This window comes from Rhizobium altiplani (assembly GCF_001542405.1).
Classification (GTDB): domain Bacteria; phylum Pseudomonadota; class Alphaproteobacteria; order Rhizobiales; family Rhizobiaceae; genus Rhizobium; species Rhizobium altiplani.
Window position 1 is genome coordinate 93,824 of record NZ_LNCD01000124.1, and the last position, 18,932, is coordinate 112,755.

18 protein-coding genes are annotated in these 18,932 nt (G+C 61.4%); 14 read left to right on the plus strand and 4 right to left on the minus strand.

Features of this window, described 5'->3' with window-relative positions:
- Positions 1-14: 14 nt before the first annotated feature.
- The 6 genes from xylB to AS026_RS30780 all read left to right on the plus strand — a co-directional run bounded on the left by xylB (position 15) and on the right by AS026_RS30780 (position 5,163).
- Positions 15-1,469, plus strand: a complete 1,455-nt coding sequence (xylB, locus tag AS026_RS30755; protein ID WP_025658880.1) for a xylulokinase — start codon at positions 15-17, stop codon at positions 1,467-1,469.
- Positions 1,470-1,508: 39 nt separating this feature from the next.
- Positions 1,509-2,819: a xylose isomerase gene (gene xylA, locus AS026_RS30760; RefSeq protein WP_025658881.1), complete on the plus strand. Its 1,311-nt coding sequence runs from the start codon at positions 1,509-1,511 to the stop codon at positions 2,817-2,819.
- 166 nt (positions 2,820-2,985) lie between these two features.
- Positions 2,986-3,762 carry a phosphodiester glycosidase family protein gene (locus AS026_RS30765; RefSeq protein WP_025658882.1) on the plus strand — a complete coding sequence of 259 codons (777 nt, stop codon included), beginning with the start codon at positions 2,986-2,988 and terminating at the stop codon, positions 3,760-3,762.
- 109 nt (positions 3,763-3,871) lie between these two features.
- The gene (locus AS026_RS30770; RefSeq protein ID WP_025658883.1) at positions 3,872-4,264 is read left to right on the plus strand and encodes an ester cyclase; all 393 of its coding nucleotides are present in this window, start codon (positions 3,872-3,874) and stop codon (positions 4,262-4,264) included.
- 81 nt (positions 4,265-4,345) lie between these two features.
- Positions 4,346-4,564 carry a hypothetical protein gene (locus AS026_RS30775; protein WP_025658884.1) on the plus strand — a complete coding sequence of 73 codons (219 nt, stop codon included), beginning with the start codon at positions 4,346-4,348 and terminating at the stop codon, positions 4,562-4,564.
- Positions 4,565-4,692: 128 nt separating this feature from the next.
- Positions 4,693-5,163, plus strand: coding sequence for a cupin domain-containing protein (locus AS026_RS30780; protein ID WP_018856530.1), 471 nt, complete (start codon positions 4,693-4,695; stop codon positions 5,161-5,163).
- 133 nt (positions 5,164-5,296) lie between these two features.
- Here AS026_RS30780 and AS026_RS30785 read toward each other — a convergent pair whose 3' ends face one another.
- Both AS026_RS30785 and AS026_RS30790 read right to left on the minus strand, forming a co-directional pair.
- Complete coding sequence (locus AS026_RS30785; protein ID WP_062374366.1) at positions 5,297-5,923, minus strand: cysteine hydrolase family protein; 627 nt, start codon at positions 5,921-5,923, stop codon at positions 5,297-5,299.
- A gap of 33 nt (positions 5,924-5,956) precedes the next feature.
- Positions 5,957-6,481 carry a hypothetical protein gene (locus AS026_RS30790; RefSeq protein ID WP_018856532.1) on the minus strand — a complete coding sequence of 175 codons (525 nt, stop codon included), beginning with the start codon at positions 6,479-6,481 and terminating at the stop codon, positions 5,957-5,959.
- A 220-nt stretch (positions 6,482-6,701) separates the two neighbouring features.
- Between AS026_RS30790 and AS026_RS30795 the strand changes: the two genes are divergently transcribed.
- Positions 6,702-7,199, plus strand: coding sequence for a winged helix-turn-helix transcriptional regulator (locus AS026_RS30795; protein ID WP_062374368.1), 498 nt, complete (start codon positions 6,702-6,704; stop codon positions 7,197-7,199).
- Between the two features lie 45 nt (positions 7,200-7,244).
- Here AS026_RS30795 and AS026_RS30800 read toward each other — a convergent pair whose 3' ends face one another.
- Positions 7,245-8,276: a LacI family DNA-binding transcriptional regulator gene (locus AS026_RS30800; protein ID WP_025658887.1), complete on the minus strand. Its 1,032-nt coding sequence runs from the start codon at positions 8,274-8,276 to the stop codon at positions 7,245-7,247.
- A gap of 170 nt (positions 8,277-8,446) precedes the next feature.
- Between AS026_RS30800 and AS026_RS30805 the strand changes: the two genes are divergently transcribed.
- From AS026_RS30805 to AS026_RS30815, 3 genes are all read left to right on the plus strand, one after another.
- Positions 8,447-9,970, plus strand: coding sequence for a sugar ABC transporter ATP-binding protein (locus tag AS026_RS30805; RefSeq protein ID WP_025658888.1), 1,524 nt, complete (start codon positions 8,447-8,449; stop codon positions 9,968-9,970).
- An 80-nt stretch (positions 9,971-10,050) separates the two neighbouring features.
- Positions 10,051-11,055: an ABC transporter permease gene (locus AS026_RS30810; RefSeq protein WP_025658889.1), complete on the plus strand. Its 1,005-nt coding sequence runs from the start codon at positions 10,051-10,053 to the stop codon at positions 11,053-11,055.
- A gap of 88 nt (positions 11,056-11,143) precedes the next feature.
- Complete coding sequence (locus AS026_RS30815; protein ID WP_016556996.1) at positions 11,144-12,091, plus strand: substrate-binding domain-containing protein; 948 nt, start codon at positions 11,144-11,146, stop codon at positions 12,089-12,091.
- Between the two features lie 64 nt (positions 12,092-12,155).
- On the opposite strand, the gene AS026_RS30820 is transcribed toward AS026_RS30815, so the two are convergent.
- Positions 12,156-13,934, minus strand: coding sequence for an adenylate/guanylate cyclase domain-containing protein (locus AS026_RS30820; protein ID WP_062374369.1), 1,779 nt, complete (start codon positions 13,932-13,934; stop codon positions 12,156-12,158).
- Positions 13,935-14,219: 285 nt separating this feature from the next.
- Here AS026_RS30820 and AS026_RS30825 point away from each other — a divergent pair, with 285 nt between their 5' ends.
- The 4 genes from AS026_RS30825 to AS026_RS30840 all read left to right on the plus strand — a co-directional run bounded on the left by AS026_RS30825 (position 14,220) and on the right by AS026_RS30840 (position 18,922).
- Positions 14,220-15,272, plus strand: coding sequence for a sugar phosphate isomerase/epimerase family protein (locus AS026_RS30825; protein ID WP_025658891.1), 1,053 nt, complete (start codon positions 14,220-14,222; stop codon positions 15,270-15,272).
- Positions 15,273-15,386: 114 nt separating this feature from the next.
- Positions 15,387-16,574 carry a Gfo/Idh/MocA family protein gene (locus tag AS026_RS30830; protein WP_018856539.1) on the plus strand — a complete coding sequence of 396 codons (1,188 nt, stop codon included), beginning with the start codon at positions 15,387-15,389 and terminating at the stop codon, positions 16,572-16,574.
- Positions 16,575-16,700: 126 nt separating this feature from the next.
- The gene (locus tag AS026_RS30835) at positions 16,701-17,084 is read left to right on the plus strand and encodes a hypothetical protein (RefSeq protein WP_025658892.1); all 384 of its coding nucleotides are present in this window, start codon (positions 16,701-16,703) and stop codon (positions 17,082-17,084) included.
- 236 nt (positions 17,085-17,320) lie between these two features.
- Complete coding sequence (locus AS026_RS30840) at positions 17,321-18,922, plus strand: ABC-F family ATP-binding cassette domain-containing protein (protein WP_062374370.1); 1,602 nt, start codon at positions 17,321-17,323, stop codon at positions 18,920-18,922.
- The last annotated feature ends 10 nt before the right edge of the window (positions 18,923-18,932 follow it).

Consider the following 18,932-nt stretch of genomic DNA (forward strand, 5'->3'; position numbering starts at 1 on the left):
AAAGGGAGAAACACATGTATCTGGGTCTCGATCTCGGAACCTCCGGCGTCAAAGCCATGCTGATCGATGGCGATCAGAAGATCATAGGCTCGGCCAATGGTTCGCTCGACGTCTCGCGCCCGCATTCCGGATGGTCGGAGCAGGAGCCCTCGCACTGGATCCGCGCGACGGAAGAGGCTGTATCCGGGTTAAAGGCAAAGCATCCGAAGGAACTCGCTGCCGTGAAGGGCATTGGCCTTTCCGGCCAGATGCACGGCGCAACCCTGCTCGATGCCGAGGATAAGGTGCTGCGCCCCTGCATTCTGTGGAACGATACGCGCTCTTTTGTCGAGGCAGCCGCGCTGGATTCCGATCCGCGTTTCCGCAGGCTGACCGGCAACATCGTTTTCCCCGGCTTTACCGCGCCAAAGCTTGCCTGGGTCGCCAAGCATGAGCCGGAGATCTTCGCCAAGGTCGCCAAGGTGCTGCTGCCGAAGGACTATCTGCGCCTCTGGCTGACCGGCGAGCACATTTCGGAAATGTCGGACTCTGCCGGCACCTCGTGGCTTGACACCGGCAAGCGCAAGTGGTCATCAGAGCTTCTTGCGGTCACCGGCCTCGATGAAAAGCAGATGCCTCATCTGATCGAAGGCACGGAGCAGGGCGGCAAGCTGCGCGGCGAACTGGCCAGCAAGTGGGGAATCTCCGGAAGTGTCGTCGTTGCCGGCGGCGCCGGCGATAATGCCGCTTCCGCCTGCGGCATGGGCACGGTCAGCGATGGCGCGGCCTTCGTGTCGCTTGGTACCTCGGGCGTTCTCTTCGCGGCCAATGCGGCCTATTTGCCGAAGCCGGAAAGCGCCGTGCATGCGTTCTGCCATGCGCTGCCGAATACCTGGCATCAGATGGGCGTCATCCTCTCGGCTACGGACGCGCTGAACTGGCACTCCAGCGTCACGGGAAAGTCGGCGGCTGACCTGACCACTGAACTCGGTGAAACGCTGAAAGCGCCGTCGGGCGTCACCTTCCTTCCCTATCTCTCGGGCGAGCGCACGCCGCACAACGATGCCGTCATCCGCGGTGCGTTCATCGGCCTCGAGCATGAGAGCAGCCGCGTGGTGCTGACCCAGGCTGTTCTCGAAGGCGTGTCCTTCGCGATCCGCGACAATCTCGAAGCGCTGCGTTCTGCGGGCACGGATATTTCCCGTGTCACCGCGATCGGCGGCGGCTCGCGCTCGCGCTATTGGCTGGCCTCGATTGCTACGGTGCTCGGTGTGCCGGTCGACCTGCCGGCTGACGGTGACTTCGGCGCAGCGTTTGGCGCGGCCCGCCTCGGCCTGATCGCCGCGACTGGCGCAGATCCGGTTGGGGTCTGCACACCACCGAAGACGGCGGGCACGATCGAGCCTGTCGCGGCGCTCTCCGGCGCTTACGAAGATTCCTACAAGGGCTATCGCGCTCTCTATCCGGCGATCAAATCGCTGCAGCACTGAACCCAGAACAACAATCCCGAAACCCAAGGAGACATGGACATGAGCACCGGATTTTTCGGCGACATCCAGAAGATCAAATATGAAGGCCCGGACAGCAAGAATCCGCTGGCCTTCCGCCACTACAACAAGGACGAAGTCGTTCTCGGCAAGCGCCTGGAAGATCATCTGCGCTTCGCGGTCGCCTACTGGCACACCTTCGCCTGGCAGGGCGGCGATCCCTTCGGCGGCCAGACTTTCCTACGCCCCTGGTTCGAAGATACGATGAAGGCCGCCAAGCTGAAGGCCGACGTTGCGTTCGAACTTTTCCAGTTGCTCGACGCGCCCTACTACTGCTTCCATGACGCCGACGTGCGCCCGGAAGGCAAGAACTTCGCCGAAAACACCAAGAACCTGAACGAGATCGTCGACTACTTCGCCGAAAAGCAGGCCGCATCAGGCGTCAAGCTGCTCTGGGGTACCGCGAACCTCTTCTCGAACCGCCGCTTCATGTCGGGTGCGGCCACCAACCCGGATCCGGAAGTCTTCGCCTACTCCGCTGCGACGGTTAAGACCTGCATGGACGCCACGGCCAAGCTCGGTGGCGAGAACTACGTTCTCTGGGGCGGCCGCGAAGGCTATGAGACCCTGCTCAACACCGACCTCAAAAAGGAACTCGACCATCTCGGCCGCTTCCTCAACCTCGTCGTCGAGTACAAGCACAAGATCGGCTACAAGGGCACGATCCTCATCGAGCCGAAGCCGCAGGAGCCGACCAAGCACCAGTACGACTACGACGTCGCGACGGTCTACGGCTTCCTCAAGAAGCACGGCCTCGAAAACGAAGTGAAGGTCAACATCGAACAGGGCCACGCGATCCTCGCCGGCCACTCCTTCGAGCACGAACTGGCACTCGCGAACGCGCTCGGCATCTTCGGCTCGATCGACATGAACCGCAACGACTACCAGTCGGGCTGGGATACCGACCAGTTCCCGAACAACGTTCCGGAAATGGCGCTCGCCTACTACTACGTCCTGCAGGGCGGCGGCTTCACCACCGGCGGCACCAACTTCGACGCCAAGCTGCGCCGCCAGTCGCTCGATCCGGAAGATCTGCTGATTGGCCATATCGGCGGCATGGATGCCTGCGCCCGCGGTCTCAAGGCTGCTGCCAAGATGATCGAGGACAAGGCTCTGTCCGGCCCGCTCGATGCCCGCTACGCCGGCTGGGATTCGGCCGAAGGCCAGAAGCTCGCCCGCGGCGAATACTCGCTCGAGCAGATCGCCGAGTGGGTCGAAGCCAAGGACATCAATCCGCAGCCGAAGTCCGGCAAGCAGGAACTGCTCGAAAACATCGTCAACCGTTACGTTTAATCGGCGGTTGATTGTGGAGGAGAGGGCCGGGAGCGAGAGCTTCCCGGCCCTTTTTCGTTGATGGGGACGGCGCGCGGTCGTCGCCTTGACGGTTCAGGCGAGATAGGATGCCAAGGGTACACTGCGGGCGGCCGGATGGCGATCTGAAAAGAAGGGCATGGCTACGATGACCTATCTCAGACAGGGCATGCTTGCCATAGCAGCGATGTTGGCAGCGGCGATATCTGCAGGGGCAGCTTCCCCCCGGCCCTGCGTGCAGGATACCTTCGGAGGGGAGGCCTATATCGTCTGCACCGTCGAGAAAGAAGAAGGCGATCTGCGCTTGTTCTGGAAGAACGCGGATGGAGAGCCTTATCGGGATTTCTCCAGCGTCGCCGAGGCCGTTCGCAACAAGGGACAGACCTTGGCGTTCGCGGTCAATGCCGGCATGTATCTGCCTGATTTTTCGCCGATCGGCCTCTATGTGGAAGACGGCCAGGAATTGCGGCCCGTCAACCGCACCGAGAGAGACGGCGCCGCCTCGGGTCCCGTGCCGAACTTCCATAAAAAGCCGAATGGCGTGTTCTTCATCGATGGCGCCGCCACCGGAATACTTCCGACGCAAGAATTTTTGAAACGCCGGTCGGAGGTCCGGTTCGCCACCCAGTCCGGTCCGATGCTGGTCATCGGCAACAAGCTGAACCCGATCTTTATCGTCGGATCGACGGACCGCACCCGTCGTGGCGGGGTCGGCATCTGCGCCGATGGCGCGGTGCGCTTCGCAGTCAGTGAAGACAGGGTGAATTTCCACGACTTCGCGCGCTTGTTCCGCGATCATTTGTCCTGCCCGAATGCGCTGTTTCTCGACGGTGGCCGCGGTGTCGGGCTCTACAGTCCGGCCCTTGGGCGCAACGACAAGTCCTGGCATGGCGGGTTCGGCCCTATGTTCGGGCTGGTGGAGTGACGCAGGGGCTGCGTCGTGTTCGAAGCGGTCGGATCATCCCGATATGCGGTTGCCAAATTTCGGCGTCATCCTACTTGGCCTCGGGACCATAACACCCGGAGGCGATCCCGTGTCCAAAGCCGACCTTGCTGCCGTCTATCGAGACTACATCGCCTGTCTGAACCGCCAGAATTGGACCGCGCTCGACCAGTTCGTTCATCCCGATGTTCACTACAATGGAGTGCGAATCGGGCTGTCCGGCTATCGCCAGATGCTGGAGGGCGACTTTCTTGCGATTCCGGACCTCCATTTCGACATCGATTTCCTGATTTCCGAGCCGCCCCGCGTGGGAAGCCGCCTGCGGTTTGATTGCACGCCGAAAGGGCTCCTGTTTGGCATGCCGGTGAACGGCAAGAGAGTCTCGTTCACTGAAAACGTGTTCTATGAGTTCCGGGACGGGCGGATCGAGGAGGTCTGGTCTGTCATCGACAAGGCGGCAATCGCATCGCAGCTGCAGCAATGACGCCGCCGCTTCGATCATTCGCGCTTGCGCAGCAAAGGCTCGAGAGCGTAGACCGCCTTGCTGCGAACGGGGGGTCGATAAATGAGCGACAGTGAACGTGATTGGAGCGCCCTCGTGCAGGCCGTCGCCGATAGTCCCAAGCGCGACAACAGCGCCTATCACGCGGCCATGGCCGAGGCACGCCAGGCGTTTGAAGCCGCCGAGGCTGCTCTGGGCGGGCCGGTGCAGGTCAAGACAAAAACCAAGATGAAGCGAAGCGGCGAATACGTCGTGAAATGGGTGTTCAAGCGGGTGAAATGACCTGCCGGCGGTCGGTCGGACGACCGAGGAACGCTTGCCTAGAGATGGTCTGCGGACGTATTCTTGGCTTTCGCGAGCCTGCCCCAGCGCTCAGCCGAGGTTGAAGGCCCGGCGAGAGGGAGGATATCATGAAGATCGCATCGATATTCGCAGTCGGCTTGATTGGATTTTGCGGGGCTGCATCGCTCGCTCTGGCGGAGGATGCGCACACTATATTCGCTCCCGGTGATATCAAGTGGGTCGAGGCCCCCAAGGTGCTTCCGGCCGGAGCACAAGCGGCGGTCTTGTTCGGCAATCCCACCAAGAAAGGCTTGTTTGCGCTTCGGCTAAAGGTGCCGTCGGGATATGCGATCCCGCCGCATACCCATCCTGGCTATGAAGTTGTGACGATCCTATCCGGGACTGCCAAATTTGGCATGGGCAAAACCGCTGATCGGAGTGCCACGAAGGCACTGGCTGCGGGTAGTTTCTTTGCCCTGCCGCCGGGCACGGCGCATTTCGTCTACTTCGACGATGAGACCGTACTCCAAATCAACACGAACGGCCCGTGGGGCATCAAGTACGTCAACCCGGCGGATGATCCCCAGAAGTCGCAATAGCCAGTTGCCGAGTGAATGCCAATTGCTCCCGCCGCCAAGCGCGGCGGGACGTCCCGGCCGGTGTCGGATGGCGGCGTCACGTTGCCTCTTGGCGCGGACGGTGGGAGAACCGGCGCGCCTTCCAATGCAGTCGTTACGCCTTGGGCAAGGCCGCAATCACTTCGTCGGTCGTCAGGATCGCATGTGCGAAGGTCGGCGCGCTGAGCTCGTGTGCGGCGTGCATCAATTCATGCGAGAAGGCGGCCGTCGCATCGCGCACGAGAGTCACGTGATAGCCAAGCTCCATGGCGTAGCGGGCGGTCGTATCGATGCAGGTATTGGCCAGCAGTCCGACCACGATCACGTGGGTGATGCCCTTCTGCTTCAGTCGGAAATCCAGGTCGGTGTTGGCGAAGCCGCTTTGCCCCCAATGTTCCTTGGCAACGATGTCGCCAGGTTTCGGCGCAAAATCCGGGTGCCATTCGCCACCCCATTCGCCGCGCGCGAACTGGTGTTGGTGCATGATCCGTTGTTGGGTGGGGTTGGGATGATCCCAATCCTCATAATCACCCGGCTCCCACCGCCGGTGCGGGGCGATGGCTACTTGAATGCCCGCCGCGCGTATGGCGCCATCCAGCCGGCGGAGGTTATCGAGAAGCGCGACCTCATCGGCGATCGGCTTGAGGCGCGGATAAACCTTCCCGCCCTCGGACAGGAAGTCGTTGAAGGGATCGACGAGGAGCAAGGCGGTCGTTTGCTTGCTGTAATTCGGCTTTGACATGACTGTCTCCAATAAGCTGAGGTGTTTCGGGATTTAGTTGCGAAGTGCGGCACGCTCGATGCTGGCCGCAAAGAGCGGCGTTTCGCCCTTGTTGTGCGCAATCGACATCGGTTGACGCTGTGCGCGAAAGACGTCGAAAGGAATGCCCTGCCTATCGAGAAAGGCCTTGAATTCTTCCGTTGCTCTGGACCGAACGTGGTTCGTGAATTCGCAGGTCTGATCGTCGATTCGTTTGACGCTGAGTTCCCAAAGCACATGGATCGTCGTGCGGCCTGTCGGCGTGACTATATCCGAAACGGATTCCAGGATCAGGTGATCCTTTTCACCCAGGGTCTCGACATAGTGCTGAACCATCAGGCTGCCGCCGATCGTCTCGACATTGATCGACATGCGCCTACCGTCGGGGGCCGTCGTAAAGCCGGCGGCGATGTGTGCCGGAGAGCAGCGTTGGTACTCGTCTTCGGGGAGCGTGAAGCACCATTTCGGAATGTCGACCTTCTCGATCGGTGCGTTGATGACGGCGGTAAAGCTTGAATCGACGATTTCATGATCACTCATGACGGGTTCCTTTCGCTGCTGGATGAGCTTGATTTCGGCGCGACGTCGCCACGCAACTCGAGGCGGGCAGTGCTATGCGCCTGCATTGCCGATGCTCCTGCTTGGGCCATGTCGCTCCTTTCAGCGCGGGCCAGATGGCCGGTTGCGCTTGCCTTAATGACGCCTTATATTAACTATGAAAATCATATCTACAAATAACTATGAAAAAGAAAGTTACGCTATGGAGAAAGATTCTGCACCAGACACGCTGTGCCCGGTTGCTCGCTCGGAGGCGGTTGTCGGGGATCGTTGGACCGTGCTTGTTCTGCGCGAGCTGTTCATGCGCAGTCACCGGTTCGAAGAAATTCAGGCGCAAACTGGCGGGACCCCGCAGATGATCGCAACGCGCCTGAAGTCATTGGAAGCCGAGGGCATTGTGGAGCGCCGTCGCTACAGCGAGCGGCCGCCGCGCTACGAGTATCACCTGACGGAAAAGGGCGAAGCATTCTACCCGGTGATAATGGCGCTGCGCGCCTGGGGCGAGACCTGGCTGAAGTCGGGTGACGAAGGCCGCGCCGTGCAATACACGCACCTTTACTGCGGCAAGCCGGCGGGGCTGGGGCCGACATGCGAATCGTGCGGCCAGCCGATAAGACGGGAAGATTTGAGTACTGAGCTCAATCCGGCCTATCAGCGCGAACGGGAAGCGCGATGGGAGACATTCAAGGGCAGTCGATAATCAATGTTTGATTGTATCGACGGTGCGGACGCTACGCCGTCCGCTTTAGCGATTCGTCCAGCGACGCGATGGTGCGCCAACGGAGTTGCGTACCACAAGGTCCGGGCGCAGCAGGATTTCGGTTTCCGCCGGTTGGCCGTCGGACAGGAATTCCAGGAGAAGCGCCATGGCCTGCTTTCCGATCAAGGTTCGCGGCTGGCGGATGGTGGTCAGCGGCGGCGACATGAACACGGCCTGCGGCACGTCATCGAAGCCGGTCACGGAGAAGTCCTTCGGAATGTCGTAACCGCGGGCATTCAGTCCGATCATCACGCCGATCGCCGTCTGGTCGTTGACGCACATGAAGGCGGTCGGCAGCGTGTCGCGCATGAAGAGCTGCTCGACGGCATGGCGGCCGCTCTCTAGCGTTCCATCGCCTTCGAGCACGATGCGCATATCTGGTGCAACGCCCGCCCCATCGAGCCCCGCGTCGTAGCCCTGACGCCGGCGGCTATAGGCAAGGCGTGTGCGCGAATCGCCGATGAAGGCGATCTTGCGATGGCCCTCTGCCAGCAGCAGATCGACGGCCTTTCTGGCGCCTTCCACATCATCCACGCCGACATAAGGAATGCCGCCGTTGAAAACCGGCTCGAAGACCCCGACGCTGGGCGGCAGGCGGGCGGTCATCGTCTGGTGGCCGAAGGGCAGGATGCCGGTGAAGAGGATCAGCCCGGCGGCCTGGTTGGAATTCAGGAACTTCAGATATTCGAGGCCGCGCTGCGCATCGTTCTGCGTGTGACCGATCAGGATGCCGTAGCCGTGGGCGCGCGCCTCGTTCTCGAGGCCGACCAGAATGTTGGAGAAGTTTGGGTCGCCGATGTCAGGAGCAACCACGAGAATCATATTCGACCGACCGAGCCGCAGGCTGCGCGCCATGGCATTGGTCGTGTAACCGGTGATGGCGATTGCCTGGTTGACCTTCAGGCGCGTGGAGTTGGCGACCTTCTCCGGCGTGTGGATCGCCCGCGATACCGTCGCGATCGAAACCTCGGCGATCCGAGCGACGTCTTCTATGGTTGCGGGCGTGGAATTCGACACTGCGTCCTGCCTTGGGATGCCTTCGCCGCGACACTACACAGACTTGCCGGGAGGTCAAACGCGCCGACCTGCAGATCTGTGTGTAACAATGATGTAAACCTTTACATAAGTCGTGTAAAGGTTTACATATGGCTTCAAGCGGATGGGAGCCGCAGGGAGGAAATCAGTCAATGAGTGTGGATTCTGCCGACACCGCGCCCGTGGTGTTGTCCGCGCGGCGCATCTGCAAGTCGTTCAGCGGCGTGCAAGTCCTCTTCAGTGTCAATTTCGATCTGCGTGCCGGTGAGATCCATGCTCTCATGGGTGAAAACGGCGCGGGCAAATCGACCTTGGTCAAGGTCATGTCCGGTTTCGAGCAGCCGAGTTCGGGCGAGATCCTGCTCGACGGCCAGCCGGTTGTCTTGCCGGCCAACGGCGCGGCCGAAGCGCTCGGCATCGTTCTCATCCACCAGGAATTCAATCTTGCCGAACATCTGACGGTGACCGAGAGCCTTTTCCTTGGCCGCGAAGTCACGCGGTTCGGCGTGCTTGACCGCAAATACATGCGCGCCGAGACCCGCAAGGCACTCGATCTGCTCGGTTCGCATGTCGACGAGAATGCCATCATCGGCACATTGTCGATCGCCGACAAGCAGATGGTGGAAATCGCCAAGGCAATCAGTCGCGATGCCCGCGTCGTCATCATGGATGAACCGACAGCCGTACTTTCGCGCGAAGAGACGAACTTCCTGTTCCGGCAGGTGCGCAAGCTGCGTGACAAGGGAACAAGCTTTATCTTCGTATCGCATAAGCTCGACGAGGTGATGGAAATCACCGACCGGGTGACCGTGCTGCGCGATGGCCAGTGGGTCAAGACTGCGCCGACGGCGATGCTCGACGGCGAATCCATCGCGCAGCTGATGGTCGGGCGCGAGCTTTCCAGTCTCTATCCGACCAAGGTCGAGCCCAATGTCGACGAAGAAATCGTCCTTCGGGTCGAAGGTGTCTCGACGGGTTATGTTCAGGATGCCAGCTTCGAGGTCCGCAAGGGTGAGATCATCGGCTTCTCAGGCATGATTGGCTCCGGTCGCACGGAGCTGATGGAGGCGGTCGCCGGGCTTCGGAACCGTGCCGCGGGCGAGGTCCACATTCGCGGTGAATCGATTCCGTCAGGCGATGTACATGCCGCCAATCGCGCCGGCCTTGCCTACATGACGAAGGATCGGAAGTCGAAGGGCCTGCTTCTGCGCTCCGGCATGATGACCAATCTGACGCTGCAATCGCTCGGCCAGCATTCGCGACACGGCTATCTCAGCCCGAGCAGCGAGGCGCAGGCGCTCGCCAAGGCAAGGCGGCGCTTTGATATCCGGGTTCGCGACACCAACATCGTTGCCGGGCGTATGTCGGGCGGCAACCAGCAGAAGCTGCTGCTTGCTAAGGTCATGGAGACCGAGCCCGAGATCATCATCATCGACGAGCCGACGCGGGGCATCGACGTCGGCACCAAGCAGCAGATCTATCATTTCATCTCCGCGCTGGCGCGCGACGGTCGATCCATCATTGTCGTCTCCTCGGAGATGCCGGAGGTGATCGGCCTTTGCACGCGCGTCGCCGTGATGCGCGAGGGACGGATCGTCGGCTTGCTCGAGGGCGACGAGATCTCCGAGCAGGAGATCATGCGCTACGCCGCCGGATTGAAGAAGAAAGCCGCCTGACGGTGGCGGGGAGGCGCTGCGCTCGGCGCGCCGTAAAGGTATGATGCCCATCGAATTGAGGGCGGGAGGTTGGTTTGGAGATGAGTGTGAACGAGGAGACCAGGGAAATCAGCCGTCGCCCCTGGCGGGATATCGATCTCAGGGCGGTCGCGCCCTTTGCAGCCCTGATACTGCTCTTGATCGTCGGCGCGCTGGTCAATCCGAACTTTATCGGCATCACCAACCTCGCCAACGTCGCGACGCGCTGCGCCTTTATCGCCATTATCGCTGTCGGCGCCACATTCGTGATTTCCGCAGGCGATCTTGATCTGTCCGTCGGCTCGATGGTGGCCTTTGTCGCCAGCCTGATGATCCTTTTGATGAATTCCGGCGTGATTGCCGACCCGACGCTGATGCTGGCGGCCGCGGTCGTGTTTACGCTCGTCGCCGGTGCGCTCTGCGGACTGGCCAATGGTCTGATCACCACGGTCGGCAGGATCGAGCCGTTCATCGCCACGCTCGGCACCATGGGCATCTATCGCGGCCTGACGACATGGCTTAGCCAAGGCGGCGCGATCACGCTGCGCTCGGCCGACATCCAGACGCTTTACCGTCCGGCTTATTTCGGCAACATTTTCGGCGTGCCGGTTCCGATCGTCGTGATCCTGGCAGTTACCGCCGTTGCGGCCTTCATTCTCTACCGCACGCGCTATGGTCGCCATGTCGTTGCTGTCGGTTCCAATAGTGATGTCGCGCGCTACTCCGGCATTGCGGTCAATCGCGTGCGCACGATCGCCTTTGTCATCCAGGGGCTCTGCGTTGCCATCGCGGTGCTGCTTTATGTGCCGCGCCTCGGCTCGACCTCGGCAACAACCGGCATTCTCTGGGAACTGCAGGCGATCACCGCCGTAGTCGTCGGCGGCACGGCGCTCAAGGGCGGCGCTGGCCGCGTCTGGGGGACCATCTGCGGTGCCTTCATTCTCGAACTCGTCGGTAACATCATGCTGCTGTCGAACTTCATCAGCGAATATCTCATCGGTGCGATCCAGGGTGCGATCATCATCATCGCCATGCTGGTGCAGCGCTCGCTGGTCCGCAAATCGTAAGCGGACTGGTTCCAGGAATTGGCCGGGATCACAGGGCGTCCGGTTGACGGGTAGGAAAAGTCCCTGACGTTTATTGGGAGGAAATAGAATGCGCAAACTCATGTTGGGTCTTGCGGTTGCGGCCGTCACGCTGGCGGGTACCGCATACGCACAGGACAAGAAGTTCACCATCGGCGTCTCGATTCCGGCAGCCGACCATGGTTGGACCTCGGGCGTCGTGTTCCACGCCGAACGCATCGCCAAGAAACTGATGGAACAGCATCCGGGCCTGAACGTCATCGTCAAGACTTCGCCGGATGCCGCCAGCCAGGCGAACGCTGTGCAGGACCTTGATACACAGGGCATCGACGCCCTCGTCATCCTGCCGTCGGATCCGGATCCGCTCGTCAACGCCATCAAGGAAGTCAAAGGTAAGGGCAAGTACGTCGCGCTCGTCGACCGTGCGCCCTCGACCAACGATGACACCGTCCGTGACCTTTATGTCGCTGGCAACAACCCGGCGCTCGGTGAAGTCGCTGGCAAGTACATCGCTGCGCAGACGCCGGACGCCGAAGTCGTCGTCATTCGCGGCCTGCCGATCCCGATCGATCAGCAGCGCCAGGACGGCTTCGACAAGGGCATTGCCGGCTCCAAGGTCAAGGTTCTCGACCGCCAGTACGGTAACTGGAACCGCGACGATGCCTTCAAGGTCATGCAGGACTATCTGACAAAGTACCCGAAGATCGACGTGGTCTGGTGCCAGGACGACGACATGGCTGTCGGCGTGCTGCAGGCGATCGAGCAGGCCAAGCGTACCGACATCAAGTATGTTGTCGCCGGCGCCGGCTCCAAGGACATGGTCAAGAAGGTCATGGACGGCGACAAGCTGATCCCGGTCGACGTTCTTTATCCGCCGGCAATGGTTGGCACGGCGATGGAGCTGACGGCTGCTGGTCTCTACGGCCAGGTTCCGGTTCGCGGCACCTTCGTCCTCGACGCGACGCTTGTCACGAAGGACAATGCGAAGGACTTCTACTTCCCGGATTCTCCGTTCTGATCCGAAGAATCTAATGCGGCGCCCGTTCGACAGGACGGGCGCCTTTCTTTGACAGTGTCGCTTGCTAGTCCGGCAGGCCGGCCTTGGCGAGGTCCGTGATGCAGTGGTCGATGAAGGCTTCGGTCATGACGGGATTATCGCCGAAATAGAACTCTCGGCGGGCGTCAGTGCAGGTCATCCCCGGCCGGAAGCGATGAAGCCTCGCAACTGCTTCTCGCGCCTCGTCGGTTTCGCCACCCACCCTTCCGAGGGCGGCAGCCAGAAAGATCGCTGGCCAGAAGGTGGCGTTCGGCGAGCGGAGCGATGCGCGCGCTGCCTTGGCCGCTTCCGCCATGTTGCCCAATTGATAGTTTGCGATGGCGAGAACGTTATGGAAGGTCCACAGATGCGGGTCGCGAGGACTGAGCCGAAACGCTTCCTTGATCTCCTCTATGCCTTCCGCGGGGCGTTCGACGTAGCAGAGGACCTGACCGAGCGCGAAGTGAGCCTGCGCGAAGCTCTGGTCCAGCTGCAAGGCGTTGCGCAGATGCACAAGCCCGGCCTCGGTCGCGCCATCAAGCGCCAGCGCCCTTCCCAGGGCGAGGTGCGCCGCGGGTTCTCTCTGGTCGGATATGATCGCGCGTTCGGCAAGCTCGATCGCATCGCAGATCCGCTCCGCGCGTTCATTGAGGGGGCCATACCAGCCGAGCTGAATGTGAACATAAGCCAGTCGCGCCTGCGCCTGCGCGAACGTCGGGTCAATACTGATTGCCTGCTCGAAGAGCGCCTTGGCGGTCTTTAATTCATCAAGCGTGAACCGATAGAGATGCCAGAGGCCCTTCAGGTAGATTTCCCAGGCATCCATGTCGAACACCGTGCGGCCACGAAGGGCGGCGAATTCGATGGAGCCCAGTTCCGGCTCGATCGTGCCGGTGATTTCCGAGGCAAGCTGGTCTTGAACCTCGAAGATGTCGGCCAGCGTCCGGTCGTAGCGTTCTGCCCAGAGCAGCGTGCCATCCGTGCCGTTCAGCAATTGCGCGGTGACGCGAACGCGATCTGCCGCGCGGCGCACGCTGCCTTCCAGCACGTACTTGACGCCAAGGTCCTCCGCGACCTGTTGCGCATTGGCCTGCCGGCCCTTGTAGCTGAAAGACGAGTTACGGGCTGCGACCAGCAGCCAGCGACAGCGCGCCAACGTGGCGATCAGCTCGTCCGTGAAGCCATCCGAGAAATGTTCCTGGCCCTCGATGCTCGACATGTTGCTGAAGGGCAGCACCGCGATGGAGGGCCGATTGCGGACGGGGCCTGTGACCGGATCCTTCGGCGCGGCAGGCGAGGGAAGCGGTTCGCTTTCCGCCGTCCACCGCCAGACACGGATCGGTCGCTCGATGTTCTTGAGCTTGCGGTTGCCGAAATCAATCGCCCTGAAGTCAAGCTTCGACCGGATCTGGTCATTGACCTGCTGGGAGACGCAGATGCCGCCCGGAGGCGCCAGCGCCTGCAGGCTTGCGGCGACATTCACGCCGTCGCCGAAGATGTCCTCGTCTTCGACCAGCACATCATCAACGTGGATGCCGATGCGCCACAACATGCGCCGATCCGGCTCGACGGCCTCATTCAGCGCAAGCAATGCTCTCTGGATGTCCATGGCACAGCCGACGGCATCGACGACGCTCGCAAATTCAGCCAACGTGCCGTCGCCGACGAATTTGACCACCCGCCCATGATGTCTGCCGATGCTGGGGACAATGACTTCGCTGTTGTGCGCTTTCAGCATTGCGAAAGTGCCGCTTTCGTCAAGGCCCATCAGCCGGGAAAAGCCGACCACATCCGCATCCAAGATTGCTGCCAGACGCCGCGTCATGCGCCACCCTCCTGGTTTCAAGACAGTAACACGGCACTGCGCGATGTCCACCGCAGTAAGTAGCGATGGGTTCGCCGGCCGGCGTCCCCATCGTGACAGTGTGGCGACGAGAAATGCGGTACGTACATCTTGCGGCCCGAGACCGACCGTGGTTAAGTCGGCCGCCTTCGATCTCCGCCCGGTGGGGAAGATTTGTAGTTTCGCCGAAATCGGCTTGCAGACTTCAAATCGCGTGCTAGAACACTATCAGAAACGTTTACGGTCATCTTTTAGGGAGGAATTGACATGAAAACGATCAAGGGTCCAGGCCTGTTCCTTGGCCAGTTCGCGGGCGATGCCGCGCCTTTCAATTCGTGGGATTCGATCACCAAATGGGCAGCCGACATCGGCTACAAGGGCGTGCAGGTTCCGACCTGGGCGGGCCAGCTGATCGATCTCAAGAAAGCAGCGTCCTCGAAGGATTATTGTGACGAATTCGCCGGCGTCGCACGCCAGAACGGCGTCGAAGTCACCGAGCTTTCCACCCATCTTCAGGGCCAGCTCGTCGCCGTGCATCCGGCCTATGACGAAGCCTTCGACGGCTTTGCAGCACCTGAGGTGCGGGGCAATCCGAAGGCGCGTCAGGAATGGGCTGTCGAACAGGTCAAGATGGCGCTGACGGCGTCCAAGCACCTCGGCATCAAGGCACATGCGACCTTCTCCGGCGCGCTCGCCTGGCCCTTCATCTATCCGTGGCCGCAGCGCCCGGCCGGTCTTGTCGAAACCGCCTTCGACGAGCTTGCCAAGCGCTGGACGCCGATCCTCGACCATGCCGACGAAAACGGCGTCGACGTCTGCTACGAAATCCATCCGGGCGAAGACCTGCACGACGGTATCACGTTCGAGATGTTCCTCGAGCGCGTGAAGAACCATCCGCGCGCCAACATGCTCTATGATCCGTCGCACTATGTGCTGCAGTGCCTGGATTACCTCGACAACATCGACATCTACAAGGACCGGATCAAGATGTTCCACGTTAAGGATGCCGAGTTCAACCCGACCGGTCGCCAGGGCGTCTATGGCGGTTACCAGGGCTGGGTCGAGCGTGCCGGCCGCTTCCGTTCGCTCGGCGACGGCCAGGTCGATTTCGGCGCGGTCTTCTCGAAGATGACGGCCAACAACTTCGACGGCTGGGCCGTGGTCGAATGGGAATGCGCGCTGAAGCATCCGGAGGATGGCGCCCGCGAAGGTGCCGAGTTCGTCAAGGCGCACATCATTCGCGTCACCGAGAAGGCGTTTGACGACTTCGCAGCGGGCGGTACGGACCAGGCGGCCAACCGCCGCATGCTCGGTCTCTGAGGCCGCGGCCCTCTCGACAGGAGGGCTGATTGGAACGCAGCGGGAAGGGCTCTCCCTTCCCCAGTCGACCGAGGGAAGGGCTGTTTCTTCCCTACGCAAATTCAGGAGGAACCAATGGCAATTGAAGCATCTACAGAACAGGCGCGCGAACCGCGCATCCGTCTCGGCATGGTCGGCGGCGGTGCCGGCGCGTTCATCGGCGCCGTTCACCGCATCGCGGCCCGCATCGACGACCAATACGATCTGATATCAGGCGCGCTGTCGTCAACGCCGGAAAAGGCGATTGCATCGGGTCGCGACCTCGGCCTCGATCCGTCGCGCACCTATTCCAGCTATCGCGAGATGGCGATCCGCGAAGCCAAGCTGAAGAACGGCATCGAGGCGGTTTCGATCGTCACGCCGAACCATGTGCACTATGACGCCGCGAAGGAATTCCTGCGTCGCGGCATTCACGTCATCTGCGACAAGCCGCTGACCTCGAACCTTGCCGACGCCAAGAAGTTGAAGAAGGTCGCCGACGAGAGCGGCGCTCTCTTCATCCTCACACACAACTACACCGGCTATCCGATGGTTCGCCAGGCACGCGAGATGATCGCCAATGGCGAACTCGGCGACATCCGGATCGTTCAGGCCGAATATCCGCAGGATTGGCTGACCGAGGCCGTCGAGCAGACGGGCGCCAAGCAGGCCGTGTGGCGCACCGACCCGGCGCAGTCGGGTGCGGGCGGCTCGACCGGCGATATTGGCACGCATGCCTATAACCTCGCGTCCTTCGTATCAGGCCTCGAACTCGACAGCCTGGCTGCTGATCTCGACAGCTTTGTGCCCGGCCGGCGGCTGGACGACAACGCTCACGTTATGCTTCGCTTCAAGGCGAAGGGGTCGGAGAAGGCGGCCAAGGGCATGCTCTGGTGCAGCCAGGTGGCCCCCGGCCATGAGAACGGTCTGAAGGTCCGCGTCTATGGCACCAAGGGCGGTCTCGAATGGGTTCAGGCCGATCCGAACTATCTGTGGTTTACGCCGTTCGGCGAGCCGAAGCGCCTGATCACCCGCAACGGCGCCGGTTCCGGCCCGGCGGCGGCCCGCGTTTCGCGCATCCCGTCCGGTCACCCGGAGGGCTATCTCGAAGCCTTCGCAACGATCTACACGGAAGCTGCGCACGCCATCAACGCGCACAAGAAGGGGAAGGCGGTCGACAAGGCCGTCGTTTACCCGACCGTTGATGACGGCGTGAAGGGCGTTGCATTCGTCGAAGCCTGTGTGGCTTCTTCGAAGAAGAACGGTGCCTGGGTCAAGGTCTGATCCTCACTCGACTACTCTGACGGATACAACTAATGAGCGCGTTTCCTAGAATATTAGGATGCGCGCTCATTGTCGTTTAACAATACTATGGCAGAAAATGCGCGCAACCACATGGAGAGATGGTCGATGAAAGTTTCTGCCAAAGTTCTGACATGCGCGTTTGCGCTCGCTGCGTTTCCGGCATTGTCGCAGGAAGTCCCCAACCGCGCACCGAACTTCTATGCCGGCGAGCGTGCTCTCGGCACGGTCAAGGTGCAGACGACGATGTCCCTCTCGGTGCCTGTTGAGGCCGGGCAGGAAATCGGTGAACAGATCAAGGCAGCCCAGAAAGGGCTCTACACGATGGCTAGCGAGCAATGTGATCTCATCCTGCAGGCACTGGCCGAAAGCTGCCAGATCACCAACCTCACCAGCAGCGTGGATCTCAATCGCGGTGGGCGCAACGAAATCCTCGTGAATGCCGCAGTGACAATGGCCGTGAAGGTCAAGGACGCAGCGAAGGGGCCCTAACCAACACGGCGTCATTGAGACGCCGAAGTGCAAGCCCGCTTCGATTTATCCGGCAAAGGGTGGCCAGGTCAGGCACGGACCGTCACCGGTTTGCGGTTCCACCCGATATCACCTTGATTTCAGCCCTCTGCCCGCCTAGATTGCGGCCATCGCCAATACCAACAGGATGTGTGCAGCAATGGATTCCACGCCGATCGCAACGCCAATTCGCCTTGCCATTCGGGAGTCCTTTATCCATGCCTGCATCCATTACCCTATCCAATCTTTTGTGGTCCACGCCTGACGGGCGACCCCTTCTTTCCCATCTCGATCTGAGCTTCGGCGCCGAGCGAACCGGTCTTGTCGGCCGCAATGGTGTCGGCAAGACGACGCTGCTCAAGCTCGTCTCTGGCGAACTGCAGCCGCAATCCGGCAGCATTGCCTTTGGCGGACGGCTCGGCATCCTGCGCCAGTCGGTCCAGGTGGAGGAGAGGGCAACGGTCGCCGATCTCTTCGATGCCAGTGACGCGCTCGCAATCCTTCGCCGCGCCGAAGCTGGCGACGCCACTGCCGACGAACTCGCCATTGCTGATTGGACGATCGAGGCGCGTATCGCCGCGGCGATCGAACGCGTCGGGCTGGATGCAGAACCGGAGACGTTGCTTATCTCGCTTTCCGGCGGCCAGCGGACGCGTGTGGGTCTTGCGGCCCTCGTCTTCTCCGATCCCGATTTCCTGATCCTCGACGAGCCGACCAACAATCTCGACCGGGATGGGCGGGAGGCTATCATCACGTTGCTTTCCGGCTGGCGCGCCGGCGCCATCGTCGTCAGCCATGATCGGGAGTTGCTCGATACCATGGATGCGATCGTCGAGATCACCAGCCTCGGTGCCCGGCGATATGGTGGAAACTGGAGCGCCTTTCAGGTGCGCAAGGCGCTTGAGCTCGCCGCCGCCGAGCACGACCTCGCGGACGCGGAGCGGCGTGTTGCCGATGTGGTCCGCAGCGCCCAGGTCGCGGCGGAACGACAGGCCCGCAGCGATCGCAACGGCCGCAAGAAGGCGGCAAGAAGCGATATGCCGCGTATCGTCGCCGGTGGCCTCAAGCGGGCGGCGGAAAACACCAGCGGCACCAAGGTTCGCCTTGGCGAAAAACGCCGCGAGGAGGCGATGGAGGAGGCGGCCGCGGCGCGGCGGCGGATCGAGATCCTGCAGCCCTTTTCAGCGCAGCTCGCGTCATCCGGGTTGCCGCCCGGCAGGCATGTCTTGCGGTTGGAGCGCGTCACCGCGGGCTATCGGCCCGAGGCGCCGATCATCAGAAACCTCTCTTTTGCCATGACCGGCCCCGATCGCGTCGCGATCGCCGGGCCGAACGGCTCCGGCAAGACGACACTGCTGGCGCTGATCACAGGCGTGCTGCAGCCGTGGTCCGGGACCGTTTCCGTCATGACCGGTTTTTCACTGTTCGATCAGAGTGTCAGTCTGCTCGATCGATCGTTGTCGATCCGCGAGAATTTTAGCAATCTCAATCCCCAGGCCAATGAGAATGCCTGCCGTGCGGCGCTGGCGCGTTTCATGTTCCGGGCGGATGCCGCCCTGCAGCAGGTGTCGACGCTCTCGGGCGGGCAGTTGCTGCGCGCCGGTCTTGCCTGTGTTCTCGGTGGCGCAAAGCCGCCGCCGCTGCTCATCCTCGACGAACCGACCAACCATCTGGATATCGATTCCATTGCAGCCGTAGAAGCGGGGCTGCAGGCCTATGACGGAGCGCTGCTTGTCGTCAGCCACGACGAGGTGTTTCTGGAGAATATCGGCATATCGCGTCTGCTTCAGCTTCCGCTTGGCGAAGAGCTTCTTCTCTAGGCGGGCCGGG

Bases quoted from the DNA above. Each gene is read 5' to 3' on its own strand.
- xylB (WP_025658880.1), top strand. From the start codon at position 15: ATGTATCTGGGTCTCGATCTCGGAACCTCCGGCGTCAAAGCCATGCTG.
- xylA (WP_025658881.1), top strand. From the start codon at position 1,509: ATGAGCACCGGATTTTTCGGCGACATCCAGAAGATCAAATATGAAGGC.
- AS026_RS30765 (WP_025658882.1), top strand. From the start codon at position 2,986: ATGACCTATCTCAGACAGGGCATGCTTGCCATAGCAGCGATGTTGGCA.
- AS026_RS30775 (WP_025658884.1), top strand. From the start codon at position 4,346: ATGAGCGACAGTGAACGTGATTGGAGCGCCCTCGTGCAGGCCGTCGCC.
- AS026_RS30780 (WP_018856530.1), top strand. From the start codon at position 4,693: ATGAAGATCGCATCGATATTCGCAGTCGGCTTGATTGGATTTTGCGGG.
- AS026_RS30785 (WP_062374366.1), bottom strand. From the start codon at position 5,923: ATGTCAAAGCCGAATTACAGCAAGCAAACGACCGCCTTGCTCCTCGTC.
- AS026_RS30790 (WP_018856532.1), bottom strand. From the start codon at position 6,481: ATGAGTGATCATGAAATCGTCGATTCAAGCTTTACCGCCGTCATCAAC.
- AS026_RS30795 (WP_062374368.1), top strand. From the start codon at position 6,702: ATGGAGAAAGATTCTGCACCAGACACGCTGTGCCCGGTTGCTCGCTCG.
- AS026_RS30805 (WP_025658888.1), top strand. From the start codon at position 8,447: ATGAGTGTGGATTCTGCCGACACCGCGCCCGTGGTGTTGTCCGCGCGG.
- AS026_RS30810 (WP_025658889.1), top strand. From the start codon at position 10,051: ATGAGTGTGAACGAGGAGACCAGGGAAATCAGCCGTCGCCCCTGGCGG.
- AS026_RS30815 (WP_016556996.1), top strand. From the start codon at position 11,144: ATGCGCAAACTCATGTTGGGTCTTGCGGTTGCGGCCGTCACGCTGGCG.
- AS026_RS30820 (WP_062374369.1), bottom strand. From the start codon at position 13,934: ATGACGCGGCGTCTGGCAGCAATCTTGGATGCGGATGTGGTCGGCTTT.
- AS026_RS30825 (WP_025658891.1), top strand. From the start codon at position 14,220: ATGAAAACGATCAAGGGTCCAGGCCTGTTCCTTGGCCAGTTCGCGGGC.
- AS026_RS30830 (WP_018856539.1), top strand. From the start codon at position 15,387: ATGGCAATTGAAGCATCTACAGAACAGGCGCGCGAACCGCGCATCCGT.
- AS026_RS30835 (WP_025658892.1), top strand. From the start codon at position 16,701: ATGAAAGTTTCTGCCAAAGTTCTGACATGCGCGTTTGCGCTCGCTGCG.
- AS026_RS30840 (WP_062374370.1), top strand. From the start codon at position 17,321: ATGCCTGCATCCATTACCCTATCCAATCTTTTGTGGTCCACGCCTGAC.